The organism is Methylomonas sp. MED-D (assembly GCF_050276835.1).
Taxonomy (GTDB): domain Bacteria; phylum Pseudomonadota; class Gammaproteobacteria; order Methylococcales; family Methylomonadaceae; genus Methylomonas; species Methylomonas koyamae_A.
In genome coordinates this window covers 3,544,965-3,567,722 of the sequence record NZ_CP189965.1, presented here as the reverse complement: position 1 = coordinate 3,567,722, position 22,758 = coordinate 3,544,965, and the positions used below count along the sequence as shown (strand labels likewise).

10 protein-coding genes and 1 CRISPR repeat array (1 of these 11 cut by a window edge) are annotated in these 22,758 nt (G+C 59.2%); of the genes, 5 read left to right on the top strand and 5 right to left on the bottom strand.

Going from position 1 to position 22,758, the window contains the following annotated elements; translation table 11 throughout:
* Positions 1–3,853: a CRISPR direct-repeat array (repeat unit 28 nt; unit sequence GTCCGCCGCCGCACAGGCGGCTTAGAAA) (it extends 619 nt beyond the left edge of the window).
* Between the two features lie 353 nt (positions 3,854–4,206).
* Both ACQE3E_RS15965 and ACQE3E_RS15960 read left to right on the top strand, forming a co-directional pair.
* Entirely contained in the window at positions 4,207–4,674 is a 468-nt protein-coding gene (locus ACQE3E_RS15965; protein ID WP_427500832.1) for a hypothetical protein, read from the top strand.
* A gap of 113 nt (positions 4,675–4,787) precedes the next feature.
* Positions 4,788–6,107, top strand: a complete 1,320-nt coding sequence (locus ACQE3E_RS15960; protein WP_427500831.1) for a glycerophosphodiester phosphodiesterase family protein — start codon at positions 4,788–4,790, stop codon at positions 6,105–6,107.
* Between the two features lie 219 nt (positions 6,108–6,326).
* On the opposite strand, the gene ACQE3E_RS15955 is transcribed toward ACQE3E_RS15960, so the two are convergent.
* The 5 genes from ACQE3E_RS15955 to ACQE3E_RS15935 all read right to left on the bottom strand — a co-directional run bounded on the left by ACQE3E_RS15955 (position 6,327) and on the right by ACQE3E_RS15935 (position 15,178).
* Positions 6,327–8,537 (bottom strand): cytochrome-c peroxidase, encoded by a 2,211-nt coding sequence (locus tag ACQE3E_RS15955; RefSeq protein ID WP_427500830.1) that lies wholly within the window; start codon positions 8,535–8,537, stop codon positions 6,327–6,329.
* 188 nt (positions 8,538–8,725) lie between these two features.
* Positions 8,726–9,556, bottom strand: coding sequence for a hypothetical protein (locus ACQE3E_RS15950; protein WP_281020866.1), 831 nt, complete (start codon positions 9,554–9,556; stop codon positions 8,726–8,728).
* A gap of 124 nt (positions 9,557–9,680) precedes the next feature.
* On the bottom strand, positions 9,681–10,451 hold the full coding sequence (locus ACQE3E_RS15945; protein ID WP_313729772.1) for a hypothetical protein: 771 nt from the start codon (positions 10,449–10,451) through the stop codon (positions 9,681–9,683).
* A 1,586-nt stretch (positions 10,452–12,037) separates the two neighbouring features.
* Positions 12,038–14,263 (bottom strand): caspase family protein, encoded by a 2,226-nt coding sequence (locus tag ACQE3E_RS15940; RefSeq protein WP_281020864.1) that lies wholly within the window; start codon positions 14,261–14,263, stop codon positions 12,038–12,040.
* Positions 14,264–14,326: 63 nt separating this feature from the next.
* The gene (locus ACQE3E_RS15935) at positions 14,327–15,178 is read right to left on the bottom strand and encodes an alpha/beta fold hydrolase (protein WP_427500829.1); all 852 of its coding nucleotides are present in this window, start codon (positions 15,176–15,178) and stop codon (positions 14,327–14,329) included.
* 77 nt (positions 15,179–15,255) lie between these two features.
* Here ACQE3E_RS15935 and ACQE3E_RS15930 point away from each other — a divergent pair, with 77 nt between their 5' ends.
* The 3 genes from ACQE3E_RS15930 (at position 15,256) to ACQE3E_RS15920 (ending at position 22,398) form a co-directional block, all read left to right on the top strand.
* Positions 15,256–17,046, top strand: coding sequence for a serine/threonine-protein kinase (locus ACQE3E_RS15930; RefSeq protein WP_427500828.1), 1,791 nt, complete (start codon positions 15,256–15,258; stop codon positions 17,044–17,046).
* A 117-nt stretch (positions 17,047–17,163) separates the two neighbouring features.
* On the top strand, positions 17,164–18,372 hold the full coding sequence (locus ACQE3E_RS15925) for an autotransporter outer membrane beta-barrel domain-containing protein (RefSeq protein ID WP_427500827.1): 1,209 nt from the start codon (positions 17,164–17,166) through the stop codon (positions 18,370–18,372).
* Between the two features lie 120 nt (positions 18,373–18,492).
* Entirely contained in the window at positions 18,493–22,398 is a 3,906-nt protein-coding gene (locus tag ACQE3E_RS15920) for an FAD/FMN-binding oxidoreductase (RefSeq protein WP_313729774.1), read from the top strand.
* The last annotated feature ends 360 nt before the right edge of the window (positions 22,399–22,758 follow it).

Below are 22,758 nucleotides of genomic sequence, written 5' to 3'. Positions count from 1 at the left end.
GCTTAGAAAAACCAACTGACGCCTTATGCCATCAGCGGCGAGTCCGCCGCCGCACAGGCGGCTTAGAAAGCATCGAAACTGGCTAAGTCCGGCCATGCAGAGTCCGCCGCCGCACAGGCGGCTTAGAAATATGCAATGCTCCGGCGTGTAGGCCGTCGCCAGTCCGCCGCCGCACAGGCGGCTTAGAAAAGGAGGCGCTGGATTTGCTGAAAATTGCGCATGTCCGCCGCCGCACAGGCGGCTTAGAAACGCACGATCGGCGCATCCAGCAAATGCCGACAGTCCGCCGCCGCACAGGCGGCTTAGAAAATAAAGATTTTCAAGTCGATCGATATGGCTATGTCCGCCGCCGCACAGGCGGCTTAGAAACTCAATAGTAAATAGTTACGGTGTCGGCCCTGGTCCGCCGCCGCACAGGCGGCTTAGAAAATAAGGAATATAGGCCCCACTTTCCGCCAATAGTCCGCCGCCGCACAGGCGGCTTAGAAAATTTTTGCGCTGGGTTCTGAGGATCGGCGGCCGTCCGCCGCCGCACAGGCGGCTTAGAAAAAAGTCGGCGCAGGAATGGCAATGGCTTAAGGGTCCGCCGCCGCACAGGCGGCTTAGAAAATGCAAGGTCGGTCGGAGACATGCCGGCAGGAGTCCGCCGCCGCACAGGCGGCTTAGAAAGCAAGATCGGCATCGATATTGCCAAGCCTTGCGTCCGCCGCCGCACAGGCGGCTTAGAAAACGAAGACGGCCCGGAATTGCTCAATTTTGCGGTCCGCCGCCGCACAGGCGGCTTAGAAAGCACATGGCGCTTGTCGATGAGCTGCACGCCCGTCCGCCGCCGCACAGGCGGCTTAGAAAATTTACGAAGAAATCGCCCGCAAGAACGGCAAGTCCGCCGCCGCACAGGCGGCTTAGAAATGATCGCCAAGCTGACAAAGCTCAAGCTCGACGTCCGCCGCCGCACAGGCGGCTTAGAAAGGTAATTTTGAATGTGAATACACCAAGCTTTGGTCCGCCGCCGCACAGGCGGCTTAGAAAGGTTGCTCAAAGAAGGTAACGACTGCGACATGGTCCGCCGCCGCACAGGCGGCTTAGAAACAGACGCGGAACACCTGCCGCAGGCTTTGGAAAGTCCGCCGCCGCACAGGCGGCTTAGAAATATATTCCTTATGGTCTTTTGACGAACTACGCGTCCGCCGCCGCACAGGCGGCTTAGAAATTGAATTTGTATTTAACGCTGCCAAGCGCCTTGTCCGCCGCCGCACAGGCGGCTTAGAAAAACCAACAGCGCCATTTCTTGGGTCAGCTTAGGTCCGCCGCCGCACAGGCGGCTTAGAAAAGTCAACGCCGCGCTGTCGATCAGATTGCCGTGTCCGCCGCCGCACAGGCGGCTTAGAAAGCGCCGGGTTGGCTTGGCGATTTTCAGGGTATGTCCGCCGCCGCACAGGCGGCTTAGAAATGATCGCGCTTTGTAGCAGCGGCGTAGATTTCGTCCGCCGCCGCACAGGCGGCTTAGAAAATTCAAAAGCATTGGGACAAAGAAGGCATTTCGTCCGCCGCCGCACAGGCGGCTTAGAAATGGACGATTTCGCTCCATTCGCCGGTTATTTTGTCCGCCGCCGCACAGGCGGCTTAGAAATTGAACTGTCGGCAGTAATGAACCACTTGTCTGTCCGCCGCCGCACAGGCGGCTTAGAAAGGTTATTTTCCAGTCGTTTGTCCAGAAAATTTGTCCGCCGCCGCACAGGCGGCTTAGAAAACCGTCGGCAAACAATTGCGACTGCGAATATCGTCCGCCGCCGCACAGGCGGCTTAGAAATTGGTGCGGTCGAGTTGGCGGCGGGACGGCGAGTCCGCCGCCGCACAGGCGGCTTAGAAAAGTGATAGTCTTGGCGACCCATTACCATTACCGTCCGCCGCCGCACAGGCGGCTTAGAAACTAACGCTCGGCCAATGCACCCGGACTGGCCGGTCCGCCGCCGCACAGGCGGCTTAGAAAGTCTACTTTCAGCGTTGCTTGTCATTGTTTGTGTCCGCCGCCGCACAGGCGGCTTAGAAAAGCATGTACCGATTGCCGCGCGCCGGTAGCCCGTCCGCCGCCGCACAGGCGGCTTAGAAAGATGTAGAACACCAGGCACAACGACGGGTCGAGTCCGCCGCCGCACAGGCGGCTTAGAAAGGAAATAAATCGAGAACCCATGTCCACGCTGCGTCCGCCGCCGTACAGGCGGCTTAGAAATGACGACGAATGGGAAGAGAATATCGACTGGGGTCCGCCGCCGCACAGGCGGCTTAGAAAACGAAATAGTGCCAAACGGGTTTTGCTGGGTAGTCCGCCGCCGCACAGGCGGCTTAGAAAATCCGGCGTTTTTGTGATTGTGGCTCGCATTAGTCCGCCGCCGCACAGGCGGCTTAGAAAGCGTAGAGTTCCTAGGACTGATTGCAACGGCAGTCCGCCGCCGCACAGGCGGCTTAGAAATGCAAATCAGGGTTTCACGCTTGCGAGTATCCGTCCGCCGCCGCACAGGCGGCTTAGAAATAAAAGAAGAACCTAACAAGAATCTAAAAGGGGTCCGCCGCCGCACAGGCGGCTTAGAAAGCACCATTGCCACCGCGCGTACAACCCAGGCGGTCCGCCGCCGCACAGGCGGCTTAGAAAATCAAGAAAAAAGACGGAACCAACCTCTTTACGTCCGCCGCCGCACAGGCGGCTTAGAAATGTCAATGAGCTATCAGCCTGCCTGTGACTTTGTCCGCCGCCGCACAGGCGGCTTAGAAACGCGTCACTCCGACTCAGGCAGACCTTGAAACGTCCGCCGCCGCACAGGCGGCTTAGAAAATTTCATGGCCCTTGTCGTAGACCGAGCCATAGTCCGCCGCCGCACAGGCGGCTTAGAAAGCATAGTGCTGCCACACCGCCCACATCACCTCGTCCGCCGCCGCACAGGCGGCTTAGAAAATTCGGGCAGCGGCGGGCGTGTACGAGGCTAAGTCCGCCGCCGCACAGGCGGCTTAGAAAGACTGGCTATCGTCGATGAACTTGCACATGAAGTCCGCCGCCGCACAGGCGGCTTAGAAATGATGAACACCGACGAGCGACGCTCGTTGATGGTCCGCCGCCGCACAGGCGGCTTAGAAAGGCGGCGAGTGCAGGGCGCACGACTCGGCAACGTCCGCCGCCGCACAGGCGGCTTAGAAATAAAGCCACGATGCAGAGCGCGGCCGATCTTCGTCCGCCGCCGCACAGGCGGCTTAGAAAAGGATCGCCGGCGCAATGCGCGCCCGGCGCAGGTCCGCCGCCGCACAGGCGGCTTAGAAACTCCAGCGCGTGCTCGGTCAGCGCGTAATCGCGTCCGCCGCCGCACAGGCGGCTTAGAAAATATCAATATTGACAGACAGCATTAGCCGCCGTGTCCGCCGCCGCACAGGCGGCTTAGAAAAAAGCCAGCTTCAGCTACATCCGGGCCAAAGAGTCCGCCGCCGCACAGGCGGCTTAGAAATTCGCGCAAGTACTCAAACGTATTGGCTACAGGTCCGCCGCCGCACAGGCGGCTTAGAAAATTCGCCGGTTAGCTTCCAGTCATTCGACCAGGTCCGCCGCCGCACAGGCGGCTTAGAAAAGATAAAAAGCCCTTGCGGGCGGGTTTTAAAAGTCCGCCGCCGCACAGGCGGCTTAGAAATGGCGAAACAGGCCGTAGCAATCGTATGCCTCGTCCGCCGCCGCACAGGCGGCTTAGAAAACGATACCGACCGCACCACCGATTTCGATTTCCCGTCCGCCGCCGCACAGGCGGCTTAGAAAGAGGAAACCGCTAATGCAAATCGACAGATACTGTCCGCCGCCGCACGGGCGGCTTAGCCGGATGGCCTTCGGCTTCGCTCAGGCACCGGGTTGTGCGTTGTCGCACAGGCGACTTGGCATGTTTCGAACGACATCGATTTGCCCGAGTTCGGCGAACTGATCAGATAAAGCGGCAAGACGCACCGCGCATTCTCCGGCGCTCCGTGCCGAACAGCCGGCATTCTATTTTGAACATGCAACGGTGTGTGGTGAACATCAGGCATCGGCCGATCAATATCCGGCAATCCTGTTTTAGAAGCCGGGTTTTTATTCTGAAGACGCACGCATTTAGCGCGGACACGCAACGTCGATTGTTTGTCAGGCAAGCAACAGTGATTTTTAGCCGGAGGCCAGTGTTGATCGGAGAACGTCCGGTGTTGATCTTAGAACATCCGATGTTGATCGGAGAACGGCCGGTGTCGATCGTAGAACTGCCGGTGTTGATCGTAGAACGGCCGGTGTTGATCGGAGAACGTCCGGTGTTGATCTTAGAACATCCGATGTTGATCGGAGAACGTCCGGTGTTGATCTTAGAACATCCGATGTTGATCGGAGAACGGCCGGTGTTGATCGGAGAACGTCCGGTGTTGATCGGAGAACTTCCGGTGTTGATCGTAGAACGTCCGGTGTTGATCGGAGATCGCTCGATGTTCGCCAGAGAAGGTTCCGTGTCGATTACAGGACGCTCGCTATTGCTCCGGCGAGCTGGGCTGTTGTCGTCTGTCTGTTGGCGCGGGCAAAGGGTGAGCGCGGCTCGTCGCGTCGCGGTCGTTCGCCATCGCGCGCATCGCGCGATAGGTCCGCTGATCGTTGCGATTAACGCGGTTGAAATATTGGCGTGATACACAGTGTTCGCGGTAACGCATTGCCGGCTATCTGTTTTAGAGCGCCCGTTCGCTGTCGCGGCAACGGGGCGGGGCCGGCGCAAACTATTCGAGAACCCTGGGAGATTGCAATGTTGATAAGCAAGAGATTGACGCGTCATGCAGCCGGAATGCTGCTGTTAAGCGGTTGTCTGTGGTCGGCCTTGGCCGGCGCGGACGGTAAGGATTTGGGGCGCGATGCCGATCGCTGGCAGCAAGACGAAAGCGTGCAAGTGGGGCCGCGGCCTTATTATTTGATCGATAAAATGAGCCCCGGCCGCTTGAAATCCAAACTGGAGAGCTGCGGCGACGGGCCATTCCATAAAACCCATTTTTCGATCGGTCATCGCGGCGGCGGCACGTTGCAATTTCCGGAACACACCCAGGAAAGCCATGAAGCCGGCTCGCGGATGGGCGCGGGCGTGCAGGAATGCGACGTGACCTTTACCAAGGACGGCGAACTAGTGTGCCGTCACGACCAATGCGATCTGCATACCACGACCAATATCTTGGTCACGCCGTTGGCGGCCGCCTGCTCCAAGCCGTTTTCGCCGGCCGAGTTCGATGCGACCGGCAAGCGCACCAAGGCCGCGTCGGCGCTGTGCTGCACCAGCGATTTGAGCTTGTCCGAGTTCAAGTCGCTGAAAGGCAAGATGGATGCGTCCAACCCCAACGCGGTGACGCCGGAACAGTTTTTGGCGGGTACCGCCAATTGGCGAACCGATCTTTACTCGACCGGCGGCACGCTGTTGACGCACCAGGAGAGTATCGCGCTGTTGAAAAAGCTAGGCAGCAAATATACGCCGGAATTGAAGAGCCCCAACCGCAACGCCAAATTGCAGGTGGAAGACGTCTTCGGCAGTCAGGCCGCGTATGCGCAAGCCATGATCGACGAATACAAGGCGGCCGGCGTTTCGCCGAAAACCGTTTGGGCGCAGTCGTTTAACAAGGACGATGTGCTGTATTGGATTCAGCATGAACCGGCTTTCGGCCAGCAAGCGGTTTATCTGGACGACGCCAACACGCCGGCCGACGTTCCGACCGCAGCGGATCTGAAGGGATACGCCGCGCAAGGCATCAAGATTGTCGCGCCGCCGATGTGGATGTTGCTCAGCGTGGACGCCGCCGGCAAAATCGTGCCTTCGCAATACGCCAAGGACGCCAAGGCCGCCGGTTTGGGCATCATTACCTGGACCTTGGAGCGTTCCGGCCGTATCGTCGAGGAAGTGTTGCCGACCAAAGGCACGGCCAGCCCGTCGTTTTATTATCAATCCACGCTGGATGCGTTGGAAAACGACGGCGATATCATGACCACGCTGGATGTGTTGGCGCGGGAAGTCGGTATTTTGGGCATCTTTTCCGATTGGTCCGGCACCGTCAGCTATTACGCCAGTTGCATGGGTTTGAAGTAAACCAAACCTTTCGGCCATTCCCGCGCGTGGCGCGGGAATGTGTCGGCGCAAACATCAAGTTGTGGGAGGCGCTTTAGCGGCGACTGAAAGCGTGTCCCACGCCAAACGCTTTCGATCGCGGCTGAAGCCGCCCCGACGCAATGCCGGTGTCGCGGTTCGAAAATCAGGGTCGCGGTCACGCTCCGGCAACGCGCGAGGCTCAAGCGGTTCTCGATTTCCTCAATGCGCCAGACGCTGTTCGAAGCTGGTCAGCGGTTCGGCGACGCCGTCCGCGCCGACGGCCGGGAGCTGCAGATATTCGTCCTTGGACAAGGCCGCGTTGAGCGGATTGCCGCTGACGGTCGCGGTTTCGTCGCCGACCTGTCCATGCGGAATTTTCAAAGCCGGATGATCGAACGGCGCCCGTTGGTAAAGCACGCGCTCGTCGGTCAAGGTTTTCAGGAAGGCCACCAGATCGGCGCGGTTTTGCGGATTGGACTGTAAGGTGGGTTGCGGAAATACCCGGGTCACGTGCTTGCTGTCCAGGTTGAAATTGCCGCCGCGACTGTAAAATTCCACCACTTGCTCCAAGGTCGCCATGCCGCCGTTGTGCATGTAGGGACCGGTCAATTCGATATTGCGCAGCGTCGGCGTTTTAAACGTCGCGGCGACTGCCGCGACCATACGTTTATTCACCGCTTTGTTTAGCTCCGCTTGCGCCGCCGCCGGTGTTGGGATGAAGGCGTTGCTTAACGGCAGGAAACAATTCGCGGTGGTTTGCGGTTGCGGCAGCAGGCCGTCGGTTTGGGTAAACAAATTGGGTAGCGGATAGCGGAGCGTCATATTGGTCGCCATCGCATTCTGAAAATCGCAAGCGCGTACCGCGTTCACGTCGCTGTCCAGAATGGCGGCGGTATTGCCGGCCAACAATTGTAAATATTGGCTGCTGAACGACAGCGGGTTGCCGAAGTCGTCCACGCCGCCGGCACCGATGTCGTTGGCCTCGCGCGCGGCGCCGTTCGATGAAAAGCCGGTGTCGTAGAACGCGGTGACCGCTTGGTTGCCGACCATCAGCGGAATACGGTTGACCACGTTCGGACTGGCGCTGATGCGGAAGGTCGGTTCGCCGAAGGCTTCGGGGTGGGTTTGGGCGATGGCGGCGTTGGCTGCGATCGAGGCCGAGCTGAAGTTCGGCCCCAAATGGCATAGCCCGCATTGATTGCTTCTGAATTGTTTCAAACCGTTCAATTCTTCGGCACTCAGGTCTATCGGTTGGTGATTGGCATCGCGGGCGCTGGTGTCGAATGGCGCTTCGTCGGAGATCAAAGTGCTTTCGTAAAGCTGAATCGCCAATGCGAAGAACATCGGAAAGTTGGCTTCCAACTGGGTGTAAGGCGATTGGCCGACCGGCGGGCTAACCGGCACTCTACCCGAATACGACCAATATTTGGCGTTGTAGGCTTGCCGAATCAGGCCGGCGTATGTGGTGTTCAGTCCCGGACTCAACTTGTCGGCGTCGCTAAAGCTATAGGGACCCAACACGCTGTCGGAGGCATGCACCGACTGGTTTTGTAGCGGTTGGCGGAACAGCAGTTTTCGGCCCAAGTCCAGCAAAGTCCGATTGTTGCAGCTCATTTCGGTGTGATTGGTGGGTGGTGCCACCGCCAACGAGGCCAACGACGAATTGATCAAACGCAAGCGTTGTTTTTGCACGGTTCGGCTGCCGGTCAGCACCCAGACGCCGGCATTGGGGTCGCGGTCGCCCCAAGGACTGCTGCCGTTGAAAATGTTGTTGGCGCGTCCGTCCCAGAAGCTGCGGTGGTTGAAGACCGCGTTGATGACGGTCGGCGCGTTGCGCGGCGTTACCCGCCGGGTGCCGTTCGCGCCGACCCGGAATATCGGGTCGGGGGTGCGGTTGCAGGTGTCGATGCCGCTGCTATAGCGGGTGACCGCTTTGAAATCGCCCGCGAAGGTGCCGGCGGAGCCGACCACGTTGTCGGTATCGAACATCACCGTCGAATCGGCCAACGGGTTTTCACGCTGGTGTAGCGGAAAGTCGAATACGCTGAGCGGCCGGTTGGGACCCAACGGGGTGGCGTCGGCGGTGGCGTCGAAGATTTGTTCGGCGATCGAGGCCGATTGGCCGCCGGCCGAAACTTGGTTTTTAGTGCGGCCGTCCGCACCGGCGTGGAAGTGGCAGGAGGCGCAAGCCATGCCGTCGCTGCCGACGTTGCTATCCCAGAATAAGGCTTTTCCGAGGGCGATGGCCGCCGCTTTATTGACCACAATCGGGGCGCTACCGTCCACCAGGCCTGGTACTGGCGGCACCGGCAGCGTTTTCAGGCTGATCGGCATCGGTCCCAGAGCCAATTCCGCCGCCGACAGCGGTGTGTTGAAAACGATTGCGGCGGCCATCAAGCCTGATAAACGGATAGTGCGGATTATGCGCATGGTCTTACTCTGCGAATTTAAACAAGAGGAATAGGCGCTGAGCCGATCGGCCGTCGCCCGGAATTCATTACGGCGGCGTGTCTGAAGGTTCAGATAGCCGATTGAAGGGCCGCCATCCTTGGCGACATTTTGTTAGCGCTACATTTGCCGACTTCCCGCCAACCGAAGGTTGGCGGGGCAGCCGTCGGTCAGACGCGTACCGATTTGCGATTCAGACCCAGGAAGCCGACCAGGGCACTACCGAACAACCAAACCGCGGCCGGAACGGGTACGGCCGCCGGTGGCGTGTAGGTCGATGCCGCCGCCGAGGCGGTGACTTTGACGGTGATATCCCCGCCGGTGCCGGCGATGTCCGCGCCGCCGACGAATATTGCGTACCAGCCGGCTTGCAGGTCGGTCAAAGTCAAGGTTGCGTAGCGTTTGGTGGTGGCGAAGGCTGGGTTGCCGGTGACGCCGATGGCACCGGTGACGCCGGTTTCGTACAAGTCGTCGTTGCTGATGTCGTGCGCGCCCGAGTCGATGACGCCGCCGTAAGAGTTGACGTAGTTATTGGACGAAGAGCTGACGTAACCCAGGGTTTCGACGATGCCGTCCGGTCCGGTGGCCCAGATGATGCCGGGATCGCCGGCTTGGCCGACCGAGTTGAATTTATGGATTTGTCCGGTGACCTCGGCGGGTGTGTCTACGCCGACCGTGTCGCCGGAATAGGCCACGTTGGTGCGGAAGATCGAGAAAGCCGGGTAATTGCCGGCGGACGAACGCGCGTCGATGATGACGCTTTGCGCGGAAGTCGGTAGATAGAAATTGGTGAACGCGGCTTGCATCCCCCAGGCGTCGTTGGTCAGCGCCGGGTTACCGGAAAAACCGACGGTGCTGCCGTTGAAGGCAGGGTTGGTAATGGTCGTGCCCAATTCGACGCTGTTGTCGTTGCCGGTCCACGCGGCGGAGGCCGGTTGCGCGAACGCCAGGGTCAACGCTGATGCCAGTAAAGTGGTTTCGAATAATTTATTGATAGACATGCTTACAGTCTCCTGTTTCGGTGCCGAATCGAACGGCGCCGGAATGATTCCAAGGGTGCGGGAGTAACCGCCAACGGCAAATCGACGCGATTCGCCCGGTTGCGGTTACTCCGAGTGGGGATGGTTAGGCCGATTTACGTTTGGCCGAACCCAGATAACCGGCCAGGACCGAACCGAACAGCCATACCGCGCCGGGAACCGGCACCGGCGCGGGGTCGATCGGATCGCCGTTCAGGTTGACTTGGAAGGCATTGACGTTCAGGCTGTCGCCTGTGGTGAAGTCGCTGGCCAGGAAGGTCAATTGGTAGTCGAAATGGTCTTGGCCGGTAGCGCCGGTAAAGGGGTTGATCCCGGTGGCGGCGGTGATGGTGTCGCCGGAGTTGAAGCCTTGCGCGCCATCGTTGGAATCCAGTTTGTAGTCGCCGAACGCAATGATGTAATGGCCGGCGCCCAGCGCGGTGGATAGATAGGAGTCGCGCGACATCAGGGTGCCGTCCGCCCAACCGTTGCTGTCGCCCGGCGGGGTGTAGCTGGAACCGTCGTCGGCACTGGTGATCTCGGTATCGATAGACACCGTATCCTGATACAGACGGAACTGGGTATCGGCCAGTGTGATTTCGCCGTCGCCGTTCAAGTCCACGTAAGCGTTCGGATGTGAACCCCAGCCGTTGGAATAGCCTTCGTTAGCACGGACATCGATCACGATGTTGGCGTCGGCGCTTAAATCGAACGCCCAGTAATCGATGGTGGTGCCGGCGCCGTAGGTCGCGTCGGTCGCGGCGCGAATCGTGCCGGTGACCACGGCCGCCTGCGCGGCGGAGGATGCGGCTAGCGAAACCGCGAGTGCCAGCATGGTTTTGCGGGTGGAGGAAAATTTGGTTTTGGTATAAGACATGGGTATTCCTTGTAAGTGGTGCGATATCGTAAATGCCGAACGTCTGCCCCCCTCAGAACAGCCGAGATCGCCCATTTCCGGCGCCTCGGCGGCCATCGCGGCAAGTGGTTGGCGCGATGGCCGGTGATCGGCATTCTGGATAAAGTCAAGAAGTGTGCCATTCATAAAAGCTATAGTTTTCAATTAAATGGAAAACCTGAAAATTGCAGCTATGTTAAATGGCTAATTTCCATTAAAAAATTATGTGATTTGAATCACGCTGTGCAAATAACGTAGAACAATTAGAGAAATAATCGCAGCCGCCAAGTATTCGGCGTTAGTGAAAAAAGCAGACGCGGTCGGTGGGGAGTTTGAGACGTTCTATTGGCCTGGTTTGCACGTTCGACCGAGGTTGCGGGCCACTTTGGCGCGCGGTCGGTTGCTAAAGGCGACTGGTGTAAAACGTTTGACATGTGTGTGAAATGCCACAGTTTAATTGCGGTGCCGTGTGGCCGCTTGCGATGCCGCAATCGGTCTTGTGGCCGGCTCAGGTGCGGTCACCGAGCTTACGGATAAATTCCGTGGCTTATGAGTTTTTGGAATAAATAGCCGGTGGGTCGATCGAGAATCGGTATTGCCCAAGCGGAATGCGAAGTATAGGTCGATAGCGGGAATATCAGGTAACGATCATGGTGGAGGTTTCACTCGGAACAATGAAATAGAGGGGATAGGGAGCGGTTTGAACGACAGGGATGTCCTGATTTTGCCTAACGACGTTCAGAGTAAAAAGAGCGGTCATTATTCAGCGCGAACTAAAAACGCCCTTTCCCAACGTAGCGGGGGATAAACACCTCGATGCTAGCTATGTCGGTCGCTGATGAGAGCCGCAACCGATGTCGAATAGCGTAAGCCTCCATATTAGTGATGTCGTTCGCTGAGCGAAGTCGAAGCGAACTGGCTGGCTTCGACTCCGCTCAGCCAGCGGTGAACCGCCGCATCGCCCCCGGCCAATGGAAGGCGGTCCGGCCGCAAGCCTCCGGTACGAAAAAGAACGGGCTACCTTATTGGCTAAGTCGTTCGCTGAGCGAAGTCGAAGCGAAAAGCTGGCTTCGACTCCGCTCAGCCAGCGCTGAACCGCCGCATCGCCCCGGTCAATGGAAGGCGGTCCGGCCTCAAGCCTCCGGTACGAAAAAGAACGGGCTACCTTCGTGACCGGCGTGTTGCAGCGGGGCGTATTGCGGCGTTTGCTCTCCCGACGTAGCGGGGGATTAACACTTCGATATTGGCTATGTCGTTCGCTGAGCGGAGTCGAAGCGAAAAGCTGGCTTCGACTCCGCTCAGCCAGCGGTGAACCGCCGCGCCGCCCCGGCAATGGAAGGCGGTCCGGCCGCAAGCCTCCGGTACGAAAAAGAACGGGCTACCTTCGTGACCGGCGTGTTGCAGCGGGGCGTATTGCGGCGTTTGCTCTCCCGACGGAGCGGGGGATAAACACCTCGATATTAGCTATGTCGTTCGCTGAGCGGAGTCGAAGCGAAATGGCTGGCTTCGACTTCGCTCAGCCAGCGGTGAACCGCCGCGTCGCCCCGGCAATGGAAGGCGGTCCGGCCTCAAGCCTCCGGTACGAAAAAGAACGGGCTACCTTCGTGACCGGCGTGTTGCAGCGGGGCGTATTGCGGCGTTTGTTCGAAACCGCCGCGCGAGGCCGAGGTGCGAACTTGGTTGGCGACGTCGCGAAAGATGTCGTAATCCTCGATGATGCGCTTGTTGCCGCGCAGCACTTTCAAGAAGGCGTTGGCGAATACCGAATGATCGCCGCCACCTTGATCCATCACCGGTTTGACGCCGCCGGAGGTCAGTACGGTACGGGCTTTGCGGGCGTTCATCGCTTTCAGCCAGCGTTCGCGCTTGGCTTCGTCCATGCCGTCCGGCAATTTGGCGATCGCCGAGCCGGTCAAGGCGCCGGAGTAGCACGAATCGGCGACGACCATGATGTGCTTGGCGGGCATGATGCCGATGAATTCGGTGATGCTTTGGCTGGAAATCCAGTTGGCGCTGTTGCCGACTTCGGCGTCGACCGGCAGCCAATAGGCGGTCTGGCTTTTGGCGTCGATTTCGCCGTGGCCGGCGTAATAAATCAGCAGATTGTCCTGGTCGGTGAGCTTTTGATTGAGTTCGTTGAACGCCGACATGATCGCGTGGCGATTGGCGTTGATCAGCAATTTGGTTTTAAAGCCGTAGCGCTCGCGTAACAGCAGTTCGACGCTCTTGGCGTCGGCGATCGGAGTTTTTAGTGGGGAATAGGCGCCGTAATCGTTGTTGCCGATGATTAGCGCGTAAAACTTGCCGAACTGAATGTCGCCGGGCCGCTTGATTTCGTTGGCGTTGCTGCTCGGATAACTGGTTTGGGCCTGATTGTCGCCGGCCAGCAGGCGTAGATTCAGGTTGCTGCTTTGGTTGCGTTTGTCGGTGGCGACGATTTGCACCAGGGTTTCGTCGCCTTGCAGGCTGACGTCGGTTTCGAAGCGGCCGTCGCTATCCACCTTGATGGCTTTGTCGTTCAGCATCAGTTTGCTCAAGCCCTTGATGGCGTCGATGCGGCCGACCAGGCGCTTGCTGCGTTCGCCGCTACTGAATTGGATCGCCGGAATGCCCCGCGTCACGGTGACGGCCGGTTCGATCAACTCGATGTTCGGTCCGGAGCCGGAGGCCAGCAGCGTGGACTTTTGCTGTTCCAATTGTTGTTTCAGTTCGGCGATGTCCTTGGCTTGTTGTTGCAGCGCCTGTTTGCGGGCGTCGATGCGCGCGCGGTCCAGTTTGTCCGGCGAGGTCAGCCAGGCGGTCAATTCGGCCGATTGTTTTTGATAGGCTTCGATCTTTTCGTTCAATCGATTTTCGACATCGTTGGTCTTGATGACCTCCGGTGTTTTGCCGCTCCGGGGGGCATCGTCCGATTTTTGGCGTTGGCGTTCCTGCTTCAGTGTTTCGGTCAGCGTGCCGAGTCGCGCTTGCTGTTCCTTCAATTGGGCTTCTTTATCGCGCAACTGCCGTTCCAGCGCCGAGGTGTCGCCGCCGGACGGCGCGGCTTTTTGCTGTTGTAGCTTATGGCGTAGCGTTTCCAGTTCGGATTGGGCCTTGCGCAGGCTGTCTTGCTGGTCCAGCGCCTGCTGGCGGATGTCCTGCAACTGGCTTCGCAATGCCTCGGCTTCCTTGCGCGATTCGGCGACTTCGCCGCGCAGGGTTTCCAGTTCCTTGGCATCGACCGCCGGGGCGAACTGGATGTCGGTTTGATCGAGGCCCGCCGACTTGCGGTACCAGCGCAATGCCGCATCCTTGTCCTGGGGGACGCCCAAGCCTTTCTCGTACAAATGGCCGAGATTCAATTGCGCCTGAAAATTGCCCTGGGCGGCGGCTTTTTCGTACCACTGGGCGGCCGCCTTATAATCGGCGGTCGTGCCCAGGCCTTTTTCGAAGATCTCGCCGACAGTCAATTGGGCGGCGGCATCGCCTTCCTGGGCCTTGGGCAGCCAGATTTTCAACGCGCTGGCGTAGTTGGCGCGGTCGTAAGCCACATACTCGCCGCCGCGCACCTCGCAATCGGCGGCGGTGGTACGGACCGGCCGGCGGGCGGACAGATAGGTCATTTCGGCGCCGAGTTTGCGGACCTGACCGGGCAGCAGGCAGTCGACGACCAGCAGCTTGTTGGTGTCGGCGACGATGTAGCCTTCGGTCGCCTTGGCCATTTCTTCCTGGCTGACGTCGCGGGCGCAGGCGCCGAGCAGAATGCCGGCGATGGCCAGGGCCAAGCCGCGGTGACGAAGATGCGATGCTTTCATGCGGACACCTATCGGGTGTGGGGACGGTGCGGGAACCATAGCAGAAAACCCCCGCGCTGCAAATCAACGGCCGCCGGCGGCCAAATCGTCGGCGATTTTCCGGAGTATGCCGGGCCAAAGTCCGGGCCAGCCTTGGCCGTGCCCGGCATCGACGATCTCGACGCGGGCGTTCGGACGTCGGCGCAAGGCCGTTTGGACTAGCGCGGGCGGAATGTTTTGGTCGGCGGCGCCCAGAAAATGCCATTCCGGCAAGCCGCTGGCCGGCCGCCGCGCCGGGTTCAGCGAAGCTGTCAAGGCTTGGTAATGGTGCAGATCGGTCCAGGCGTCGATGTCGTAGTTACCGGCGACCGTGACGACGCCCAGCGTTTGCGGGAGGCGTTCGGCTAATAGCAGCGCCAAGCTGCCGCCGCCGCTATGGCCGATCAGTAGAAGTTTTTTGAAACCGCGCCGTTCGGTATAGTCGCGCAAGGCGTCCGCGAGAGTTTGCACCACGATCTCGCCGTAACGGGCGTCGGTCCACAGCGGCGGCGCGCAGCCGGGATCGGCGGCGTGGCCGTTGTAGCAGGGGCGGGCAATATAAAGACTGGGCGCCGGATCGACGGCCTGTAACGGTAATGCCACCGAGGCGCGGGTGGTGGGGTCGGCGCTGGGCAGGATGCCGGCTTCATAGGGTCGGCCGTCGCCTTCCAGGTAGACATGCAGCGGCTCCGATGCCGTCGAGCCGGACCGGGAATAGGTATCGAGCCGGAAGCCGTTGGCGATCACGGTTTCGGCGGTTAAGCCGAATTGGCGGGCTTGATTTTGGAGCTTGGCGGTGGGCGAGGCGCAAGCGGCCGTGACGACCGTCAACAGCAGTGCCGCCAGCCGCCGCCCAATCGCGCTAGCTCGGCGGAATGGCGCAAGGCTTATCGGCATCGGCGGTCGCCGGTTTGCCGACGGCCTGAGCCAAACAGGCTAAAATCCATCATCGTCTTTAAACTTTGCATACTGTCATGTCCGCCTTTGATAACGCATTCACCGCCTTTCGGCAATCGCAAATCAGCTTAGCGCAATTGCTGGCGGCGGCCGAGGCCTTAAACGCCGGACCGGAAGCGGATTTGGCCTGCGCCCGGCTGAGCCTGGAGCAAGCGCTAGCCGAGGGTGAACTCGACGGCGCGACCTACCGGCTACTTGTCGGCATTTGGGATGACCGGACCCGATTGGCCGAGAGCACGAGTACGCCGCCGACCGCGGCCGACGATGCAACCTTGGTGGCGATGCCGGCGGATGGCCGGAAACTCGCCGAAGCAAAAAAACCGGAGGTGGGCGACGATCCGACGTGGGTCGCAACAGCGGCCGGCGACGGGGACGCCACCGAACTTCTGAACCCGGCGGCGACCGCCGACGCGACTCGAGTTGGCGAGACCGTGGTGCCGGAAGCCGCGCCGGCTTCGACCACCAAGACGCCGACCTTGAATACCGAGTCCTTGCTGCAAGGCCTGGATCCCAATCTGCCGCGCACCGATCTGGTGGTCGGCGATACCGTCAAGAAACGTTTCGTGCTCGAGGAACTGCTGGGCGTCGGCGGGATGGGGATGGTATTCAAGGCCACCGACCTGCGTAAGGTCGAGGCGGCCGATAAGGATCCCTTTGTCGCGCTAAAGGTGCTGAACCGGGATTTTCAGTTCAACCCGATGGCTTTGGTGGCCTTGCAGCGCGAGACCAAGCGTGCTCAGACCCTGGCTCATCCGAATATCATTAAAGTCTACGACTTCGACCGCGACGACGCAGGCCACGTGTTTATGACGATGGAATATCTGCAAGGCCGGCCGCTCAGTCATTTGATCAGGGATCATGTCGATAGCGGTTTGCCGTTTAAAAAGGCTTGGCCGATTATTCACGCGATGGCCGAAGCACTGGGTTACGCGCACAAGAAAAAGATCGTTCATTCCGACTTCAAACCGGGTAACGTGTTTCTGGGCGACGACGGCGAAATTCGGGTGTTGGACTTCGGTATCGCCTGCGCGATCGGCCGTTCCGAAGCCGGCGGCGAGGACGCGACCGTGTTCAATGCCCGCGACTTGGGCGCGCTGACGCCGGCTTACGCCAGTTTGGAGCAATTGCAAAACCGCGATCCGGACCCGCGCGACGACATTTACGCGCTGGCCTGTATCAGTTACGAGCTGCTGACCGGCAAACACCCGTTCGGCAAACTGTCGGCGGAGAAAGTACTGGAAGTCAATTTGCAGCCCAAGGCCATTCCCAAGCTGGGTCGGCGGCAGTGGAAAGGCTTGCAAAAGGCCTTGGCCTTGCGTCAGGACAAACGCACCGCGACGATACGCGAGTTTTTGGCGGCGTTGGCGCCGCGTTCGGCGGCCTTCTTCGCGTTGTGGGGCGCGGCGGTGCTGGTGGCGCTGTCCGGCGGATTCAGCATTTACTGGCGTTTGGCGCATCCGCCCGGCGAAACCGTGCCTCAGGTTGCGATCAAGGCCTTGACGCCGGAAGAAGTACAGAAAATCCAGGATTTACAGGAATTGGCGGCGATTCATTTGGATGTCGGCTATCTAACCGCACCGACCGGCAGCAACGCCTGGTGGGCCTATCAGGAAATCTTGAAAATCGACCCCTACAATCAGGTAGCCGTCGACGGCATCAATAAAATCGCCGATTTGTTGGAGCAGCAAGCCTGGGAGCTTTACGAAAAAGGCCAGCGCGCCGAGGCTTTGAAAAAAGTCGGCGAAGGGTTGGAGGTCAATCCCGGTCACAAGGGCTTGCTGAGCTTGCAAGACAAATTGCGGAGTTAGTGAATCTGCGTGATTCTTATTTTGGCTTATAATTCAAGATGATTAATTACATTCTTAAATTTTGTCGAAATAGATTTGGCATGTAAGATGCCCGCATCGACTTAGAGGAGACATACTATGAAGAATAAGCAAAATACCGTTATGTCAATGTCGCCGACGGCGAGCCGGATCGGCGTGGGCGTCGCGCTGGCTCTGTGCGGAGCGGCGATGTCTACCGTGCGGGCGACGCCGGCCAGCTTCAACGAAAACCAGAGCTCGGTGGACAACGCCATTTCCAAATGCTCGAATTTTTACAATCAGCAGGAATCTAACGCGCCATCCGCGTGTAATATCGAGAGCATCTCGGACTTAAAGAGTCTGACGCCGGATCAGGTGTTCGGCATGGGCAGTATCGCGACACGGGTCAACGGCGGCAAGAATAGCTTGCCGTTCGGACAATCCGGCAAAATCAATTTGGGCGGTGGGGCCGGCGACGGCGATTTCTCGAAACTGTCGTTTTGGGGCAAGGTCGACAGTAGCTTCGGTTTGCACGACAACACGGCCTTGAATTTGGGCGGCTTTAAATTCGACAATCATAATTTCATGGCCGGCGCCGATTACCGTATCAGCGACCGCTGGTCCGCCGGCGCCGCCTTCAATTACAAGCGCGGCAATGCCACGTTTAACAGCGGCCGCGGCGAGACTTTGAGCGACAACTACATCGGCACGCTCTATAGCAGTTACTTCATTACCGATGCCTTGCACGTCGAGGGTACCGCGTCATACGGCGGCGTCGATTTCGAAACCAGCCGCAACATCAAGTTGGGCGGAACTTCGTCGATTGCCAGCGCGGCGCCGAGCGCCGATCAGTATGCTTTCAGCCTGGGCGGCGGCTACGACTTCAATTTCAAGGCTTTGACGGTAGCGCCTTATGCGCGCGGTGAATATACCGGTCTGGATATCGACAGCTATAGCGAGACCGGCAGTCCCGGCGCGGTGCGTTTCGGCAAGCAAAATATTCAATCGCTGATTTCGACGGTCGGCGTGCAGACCGCGTATTCGGTCAGCGTGCCGTGGGGGGTAGTGATTCCGCAGTTGCGCGGCGAATGGCATCATCAATTCATGGACGGCCGCCGCCAAGTCACCGGCAGCTTTGTCGCCGACGGCAGCGGCAGCACCTTTACGTTGGTCAACGACGCGCCGAGTCGCGATTACTATACCTTCGGCGCGGAAGTGTCCAGCGTGTTGCCGGGCGGCGTGTCGGCGTTTTTATCCTACGAAACCCTGCAAGGCTACCGGCACATAGACAGCAACCGCTTCATGTTGGGCGGCCGGATGGAGTTTTAAGTCTTTCCCGCCCGGTAAGCGCCGTCCGCGCCGCCTGGCGCGGCTGGCGTTTTTCGATGGGGCTCAATGCCCCGCCATGTTAGAATCCCGGCCATCATGACTTTCAGTTCGGCGAGTCCAGTGGCCAATTCATCCTTCCTAAGCGACCACACCGCGCCGGCGCGCGTGCGGGAAATCCCCTATAACTACACTTCGTTTTCCGATCGGGAAATCGTCATCCGTCTGCTCGGCGAGGACATCTGGTGGGTGTTGGATTCGCTGCGCGGCGAGCAAATCACCGGTCGCTCGGCGCGCATGCTTTACGAAGTGTTGGGCGATATTTGGGCGGTGCGCCGCAATCCCTATCTGGAAGACGATTTGCTGAACAATCGCGACCGGCGCCGGGCCTTGCTCGATGCGTTGCGTCACCGGTTGCGGCAAATGGAGACGCGACAAGCGGAAATTGCCGACGATTCCGATCGGGCCGAACGCGTCGGTCAGTTGATTGCGGCCGTTCAGCAAGCCGTCGCCGATTTCGAGGCGCATTTCGAGCAAGCCGGCCAATTACGGCGTAGCGTATTGAGTTTGCTGACTCAATACACGCGCAAGGACAACATTTGCTTCGACGGTTTCGCCCGCGTTAGCCACGTCACCGACGCCACCGACTGGCGGGTCGAATATCCCTTCGTCGTGTTGTATCCGTCCAGCGAGGACGAGATCGGCCATTTGGTGCGCGGCTGCATCGAACTGGGTTTGACCATTATTCCGCGCGGCGGCGGCACCGGCTATACCGGCGGCGCGGTACCGCTGACGCCGTTTTCGGCGATCATCAATACCGAAAAACTGCTGGAAATGACGGCGGTCGAGCGCGAAACCCGCCTGCCGGGCGTGGAGAATCCGTACGCGACGATTTTCACCGGTGCTGGCGTCGTGACGCGCCGGGTCATGGAAGCCGCCGAGCGCTCGGGATTGGTGTTCGCCTGCGATCCAACCTCGGCCGATGCGTCTTGCGTGGGCGGCAATATCGCGATGAATGCCGGCGGTAAGAAAGCGGTGCTTTGGGGGACCGCGCTGGACAATCTGGCGTCGTGGCGGATGGTGACGCCGGACGGCAATTGGCTGGAAGTCGAGCGGCTCAATCACAATCTGGGCAAGATCCACGAGCAGGAACAGGTCAGTTTTAACTTAAAGCGCTACGACAGCAGCCGTCGCAATCTGCTAAGCGAAGAACGCCTGGATCTGCCTGGTGCGTTGTTTCGCAAGGTCGGCTTGGGCAAGGATGTGACCGACAAGTTTCTTGGCGGTTTGCCGGGGATACAGAAAGAGGGTTGCGACGGCATTATTACTTCGGCGCGCTGGGTGCTGCATGAAATGCCGCCGTACGCGCGCACCTTCTGTCTGGAGTTTTTCGGGCAAGTGCGCGAGGCGGTGCCGTCCATCGTCGAAATTCGCGATTATCTGGCCGGGTTGCCGAAAGACGGTCCGGCGCGGGTGATGCTGGCCGGCTTGGAGCACCTGGACGAGCGCTACGTCAAGGCGGTCGGTTACGCCACCAAGGCCAAGCGCCACGGCCGGCCGAAAATGGTATTGATCGGCGACATTGTCGGCGACGACGAACAGCAAGTCGCGCTGGCCGCGTCCGAAGTGGTCCGCTTGTGCAATGCGCGCGGCGCGGAAGGTTTTATCGCGGTCAGTCCGGAAACCCGCGCCAAGTTTTGGCTGGACAGGGCTAGAACGGCGGCGATCGCCCGCCATACCAATGCCTTCAAAATCAACGAAGACGTGGTGATACCGTTGCCGCGCATGGGCGATTATTGCGATGGCATCGAACGCATCAACATCGAATTGTCGCTGAGCAATAAACTGCGGCTATGCGATGCGTTGAGCGATTTGTTGCGCGGCGATTTGCCGTTGCGCGCTTATGAAGACAGCGTCGATAAAAGCGAGTTGATCGGCGACCGCCGGGCGCTGGCGTTGGAAACCGTCGCGGCGGTGCGCGAGCGCTGGCAGTGGTTGTTCGATCATCTGGATTTGCCGCTGGCGCGGGCCGAGGCCGAATTCGAACGTTACGGCATCGGCGCCGGTCCGTTGACCAATAGAGCCACGGAGCCGACCTTATTTCACCGGGTTCAGGACTACTCGCTACGGATTTCCTGGAAGACAGAGCTGTTGCCGCGCTTGCGGGAGATCTTCGATGGCGATAATTTTCGGCCGGTCGTCGAACGGATCGAGGCCACGCACAAGGAGATTCTACGTGGTCGAGTGTTCGTGGCTCTACACATGCACGCTGGCGACGGCAATGTGCATACCAATCTGCCGGTCAACTCCGATCACTACCAAATGCTGCAAGAAGCCAACGCCGCGGTCGCCAGAATCATGGCGCTGGCCCGTTCGCTGGGCGGGGCGATTTCCGGCGAGCACGGTATCGGTATTACCAAGTACGAATTTCTCGATGCGACTGAACTCGCCGAGTTTCACCGCTATAAAAACCAGGTCGATCCGGAAGGGCGCTTCAATCGCGGCAAGTTGATGCCGGGCGGCGATCTGAGCTCGGCTTACACCACATCCTTCAGTTTGATGGGATTCGAGTCGCTGATCATGCAGCAGAGCGACATCGGCGCGATTTCCGATTCGGTCAAGGATTGCCTGCGTTGCGGTAAGTGCAAGCCGGTCTGCGCGACTCACGTGCCGCGCGCCAATCTGCTCTATTCGCCGCGCAACAAGATTTTGGCGACGTCGCTGTTGATCGAGGCGTTCTTGTACGAGGAGCAAACCCGGCGCGGTATTTCGATTACGCATTGGAAGGAATTCGAGGACGTCGGCGAACACTGCACGGTGTGCCATAAATGTTTCAACCCTTGTCCGGTCGATATCGATTTCGGCGAGGTGTCGATGAATATGCGCAATTTGCTGCATAAAATGGGCAAGCAGAGTTTCAATCCGGGCAAGGCGCTGGCGATGGCGTTTTTGAATACGACCAGTCCGGGTACCGTGAAGGCGCTGCGCGCGGCGATGGTGGATTGGGGGTACAAGGCGCAGCGCTTGGGAACGGCGATGCTGGCACCGTGGGGCAGGGCGCAGAACCGCCAGCCGCCGGCGTCGGTGGGCAAGCCGGACGTGCGCGAGCAAGTCATTCATTTCATGAATCGGAAGATGCCGGCCAAGCTGCCGAACAAGACGGCCAGGGCCTTGCTGGACATCGAGGATAATCAAATCGTGCCGATTATTCGCGATCATGCCAAGACCCGTTCGGATTCCGAGTCGGTGTTTTATTTTCCCGGTTGCGGCTCCGAGCGCTTGTTCTCGCAAGTTGGTCTGGCGACCCAGGCGATGCTTTACGAGGTCGGCGTGCAAACCGTTTTACCGCCCGGTTATTTGTGTTGCGGTTACCCGCAGCGCGCGGCGGGTCAGTTCGACAAGGCCGAAAAAATCACCACCGATAACCGAGTGTTGTTTCATCGGGTGGCGAATACCTTGAACTATCTGGACATCAAGACCGTGATCGTCAGTTGCGGCACTTGCCTGGATCAGTTGGTCGATTACGAGTTCGAAAAAATTTTTCCGGGCTGCCGGCTATTGGATATTCACGAATATTTGTTAGAAAAGGGCGTTAGGTTGGACGGGGTCGACGGTGCTCGTTATCTGTATCACGATCCTTGTCACAGTCCGTTTAAGCAGCAAGAGCCGCTGAAAGTCGTCAGCGGCTTACTGGGCGCGCCGGTCGGCAAGTCCGACCGGTGTTGCGGCGAATCCGGTACTTTGGCGGTGGCGCGGCCGGACATCTCGACGCAGGTCCGCTATCGCAAGGCCGAGGAGTTGCAGAACGACGCCGCCAAGCTGCGCGCCGACGGTTACGATGGTCCGGTGCGAATGTTGACCTCCTGTCCGTCCTGCATGCAAGGATTGCAGCGTTATCAAGACGACGTCGAGCAACTGGAAGTCGATTACATCGTCGTCGAAATTGCCAAGCATGTGTTGGGCGAAAATTGGATGGCCGACTATTTGACCAAGGCCGGCAGCGGCGGCGTGGAGCGGGTGCTGCTTTAGTCCAACAAGCGGAAGTGATTTTTTGCTTTGGAGAATATAATCGGCGGGCTTGGCGGCGGCTTCAGTCGCGCCTAAGATATTCCGACACCAGTGTTTCCGTACTTTGCCCAACGGCTTTCAACGTAAAACTACTGTCGGTCTTGAAAAGAACTGTTCGCTCAAGACCGGAGATTTTTCGGTCGCCAAGTGACGGCGTTGCAGGCGGTTTATATAGGGTGTGTACTCGAACGAAGGGGTTTGAGTTCTGGCTTCCGAGGCGGGTTCCGCCCTGCTCCAAATACTGATTCGCTCGCGGCGGGTTTGGCTCAATCCGATATGTCGCTGAATCCAGCCTGTACGAGCGGCTCGGATGCGATAAGA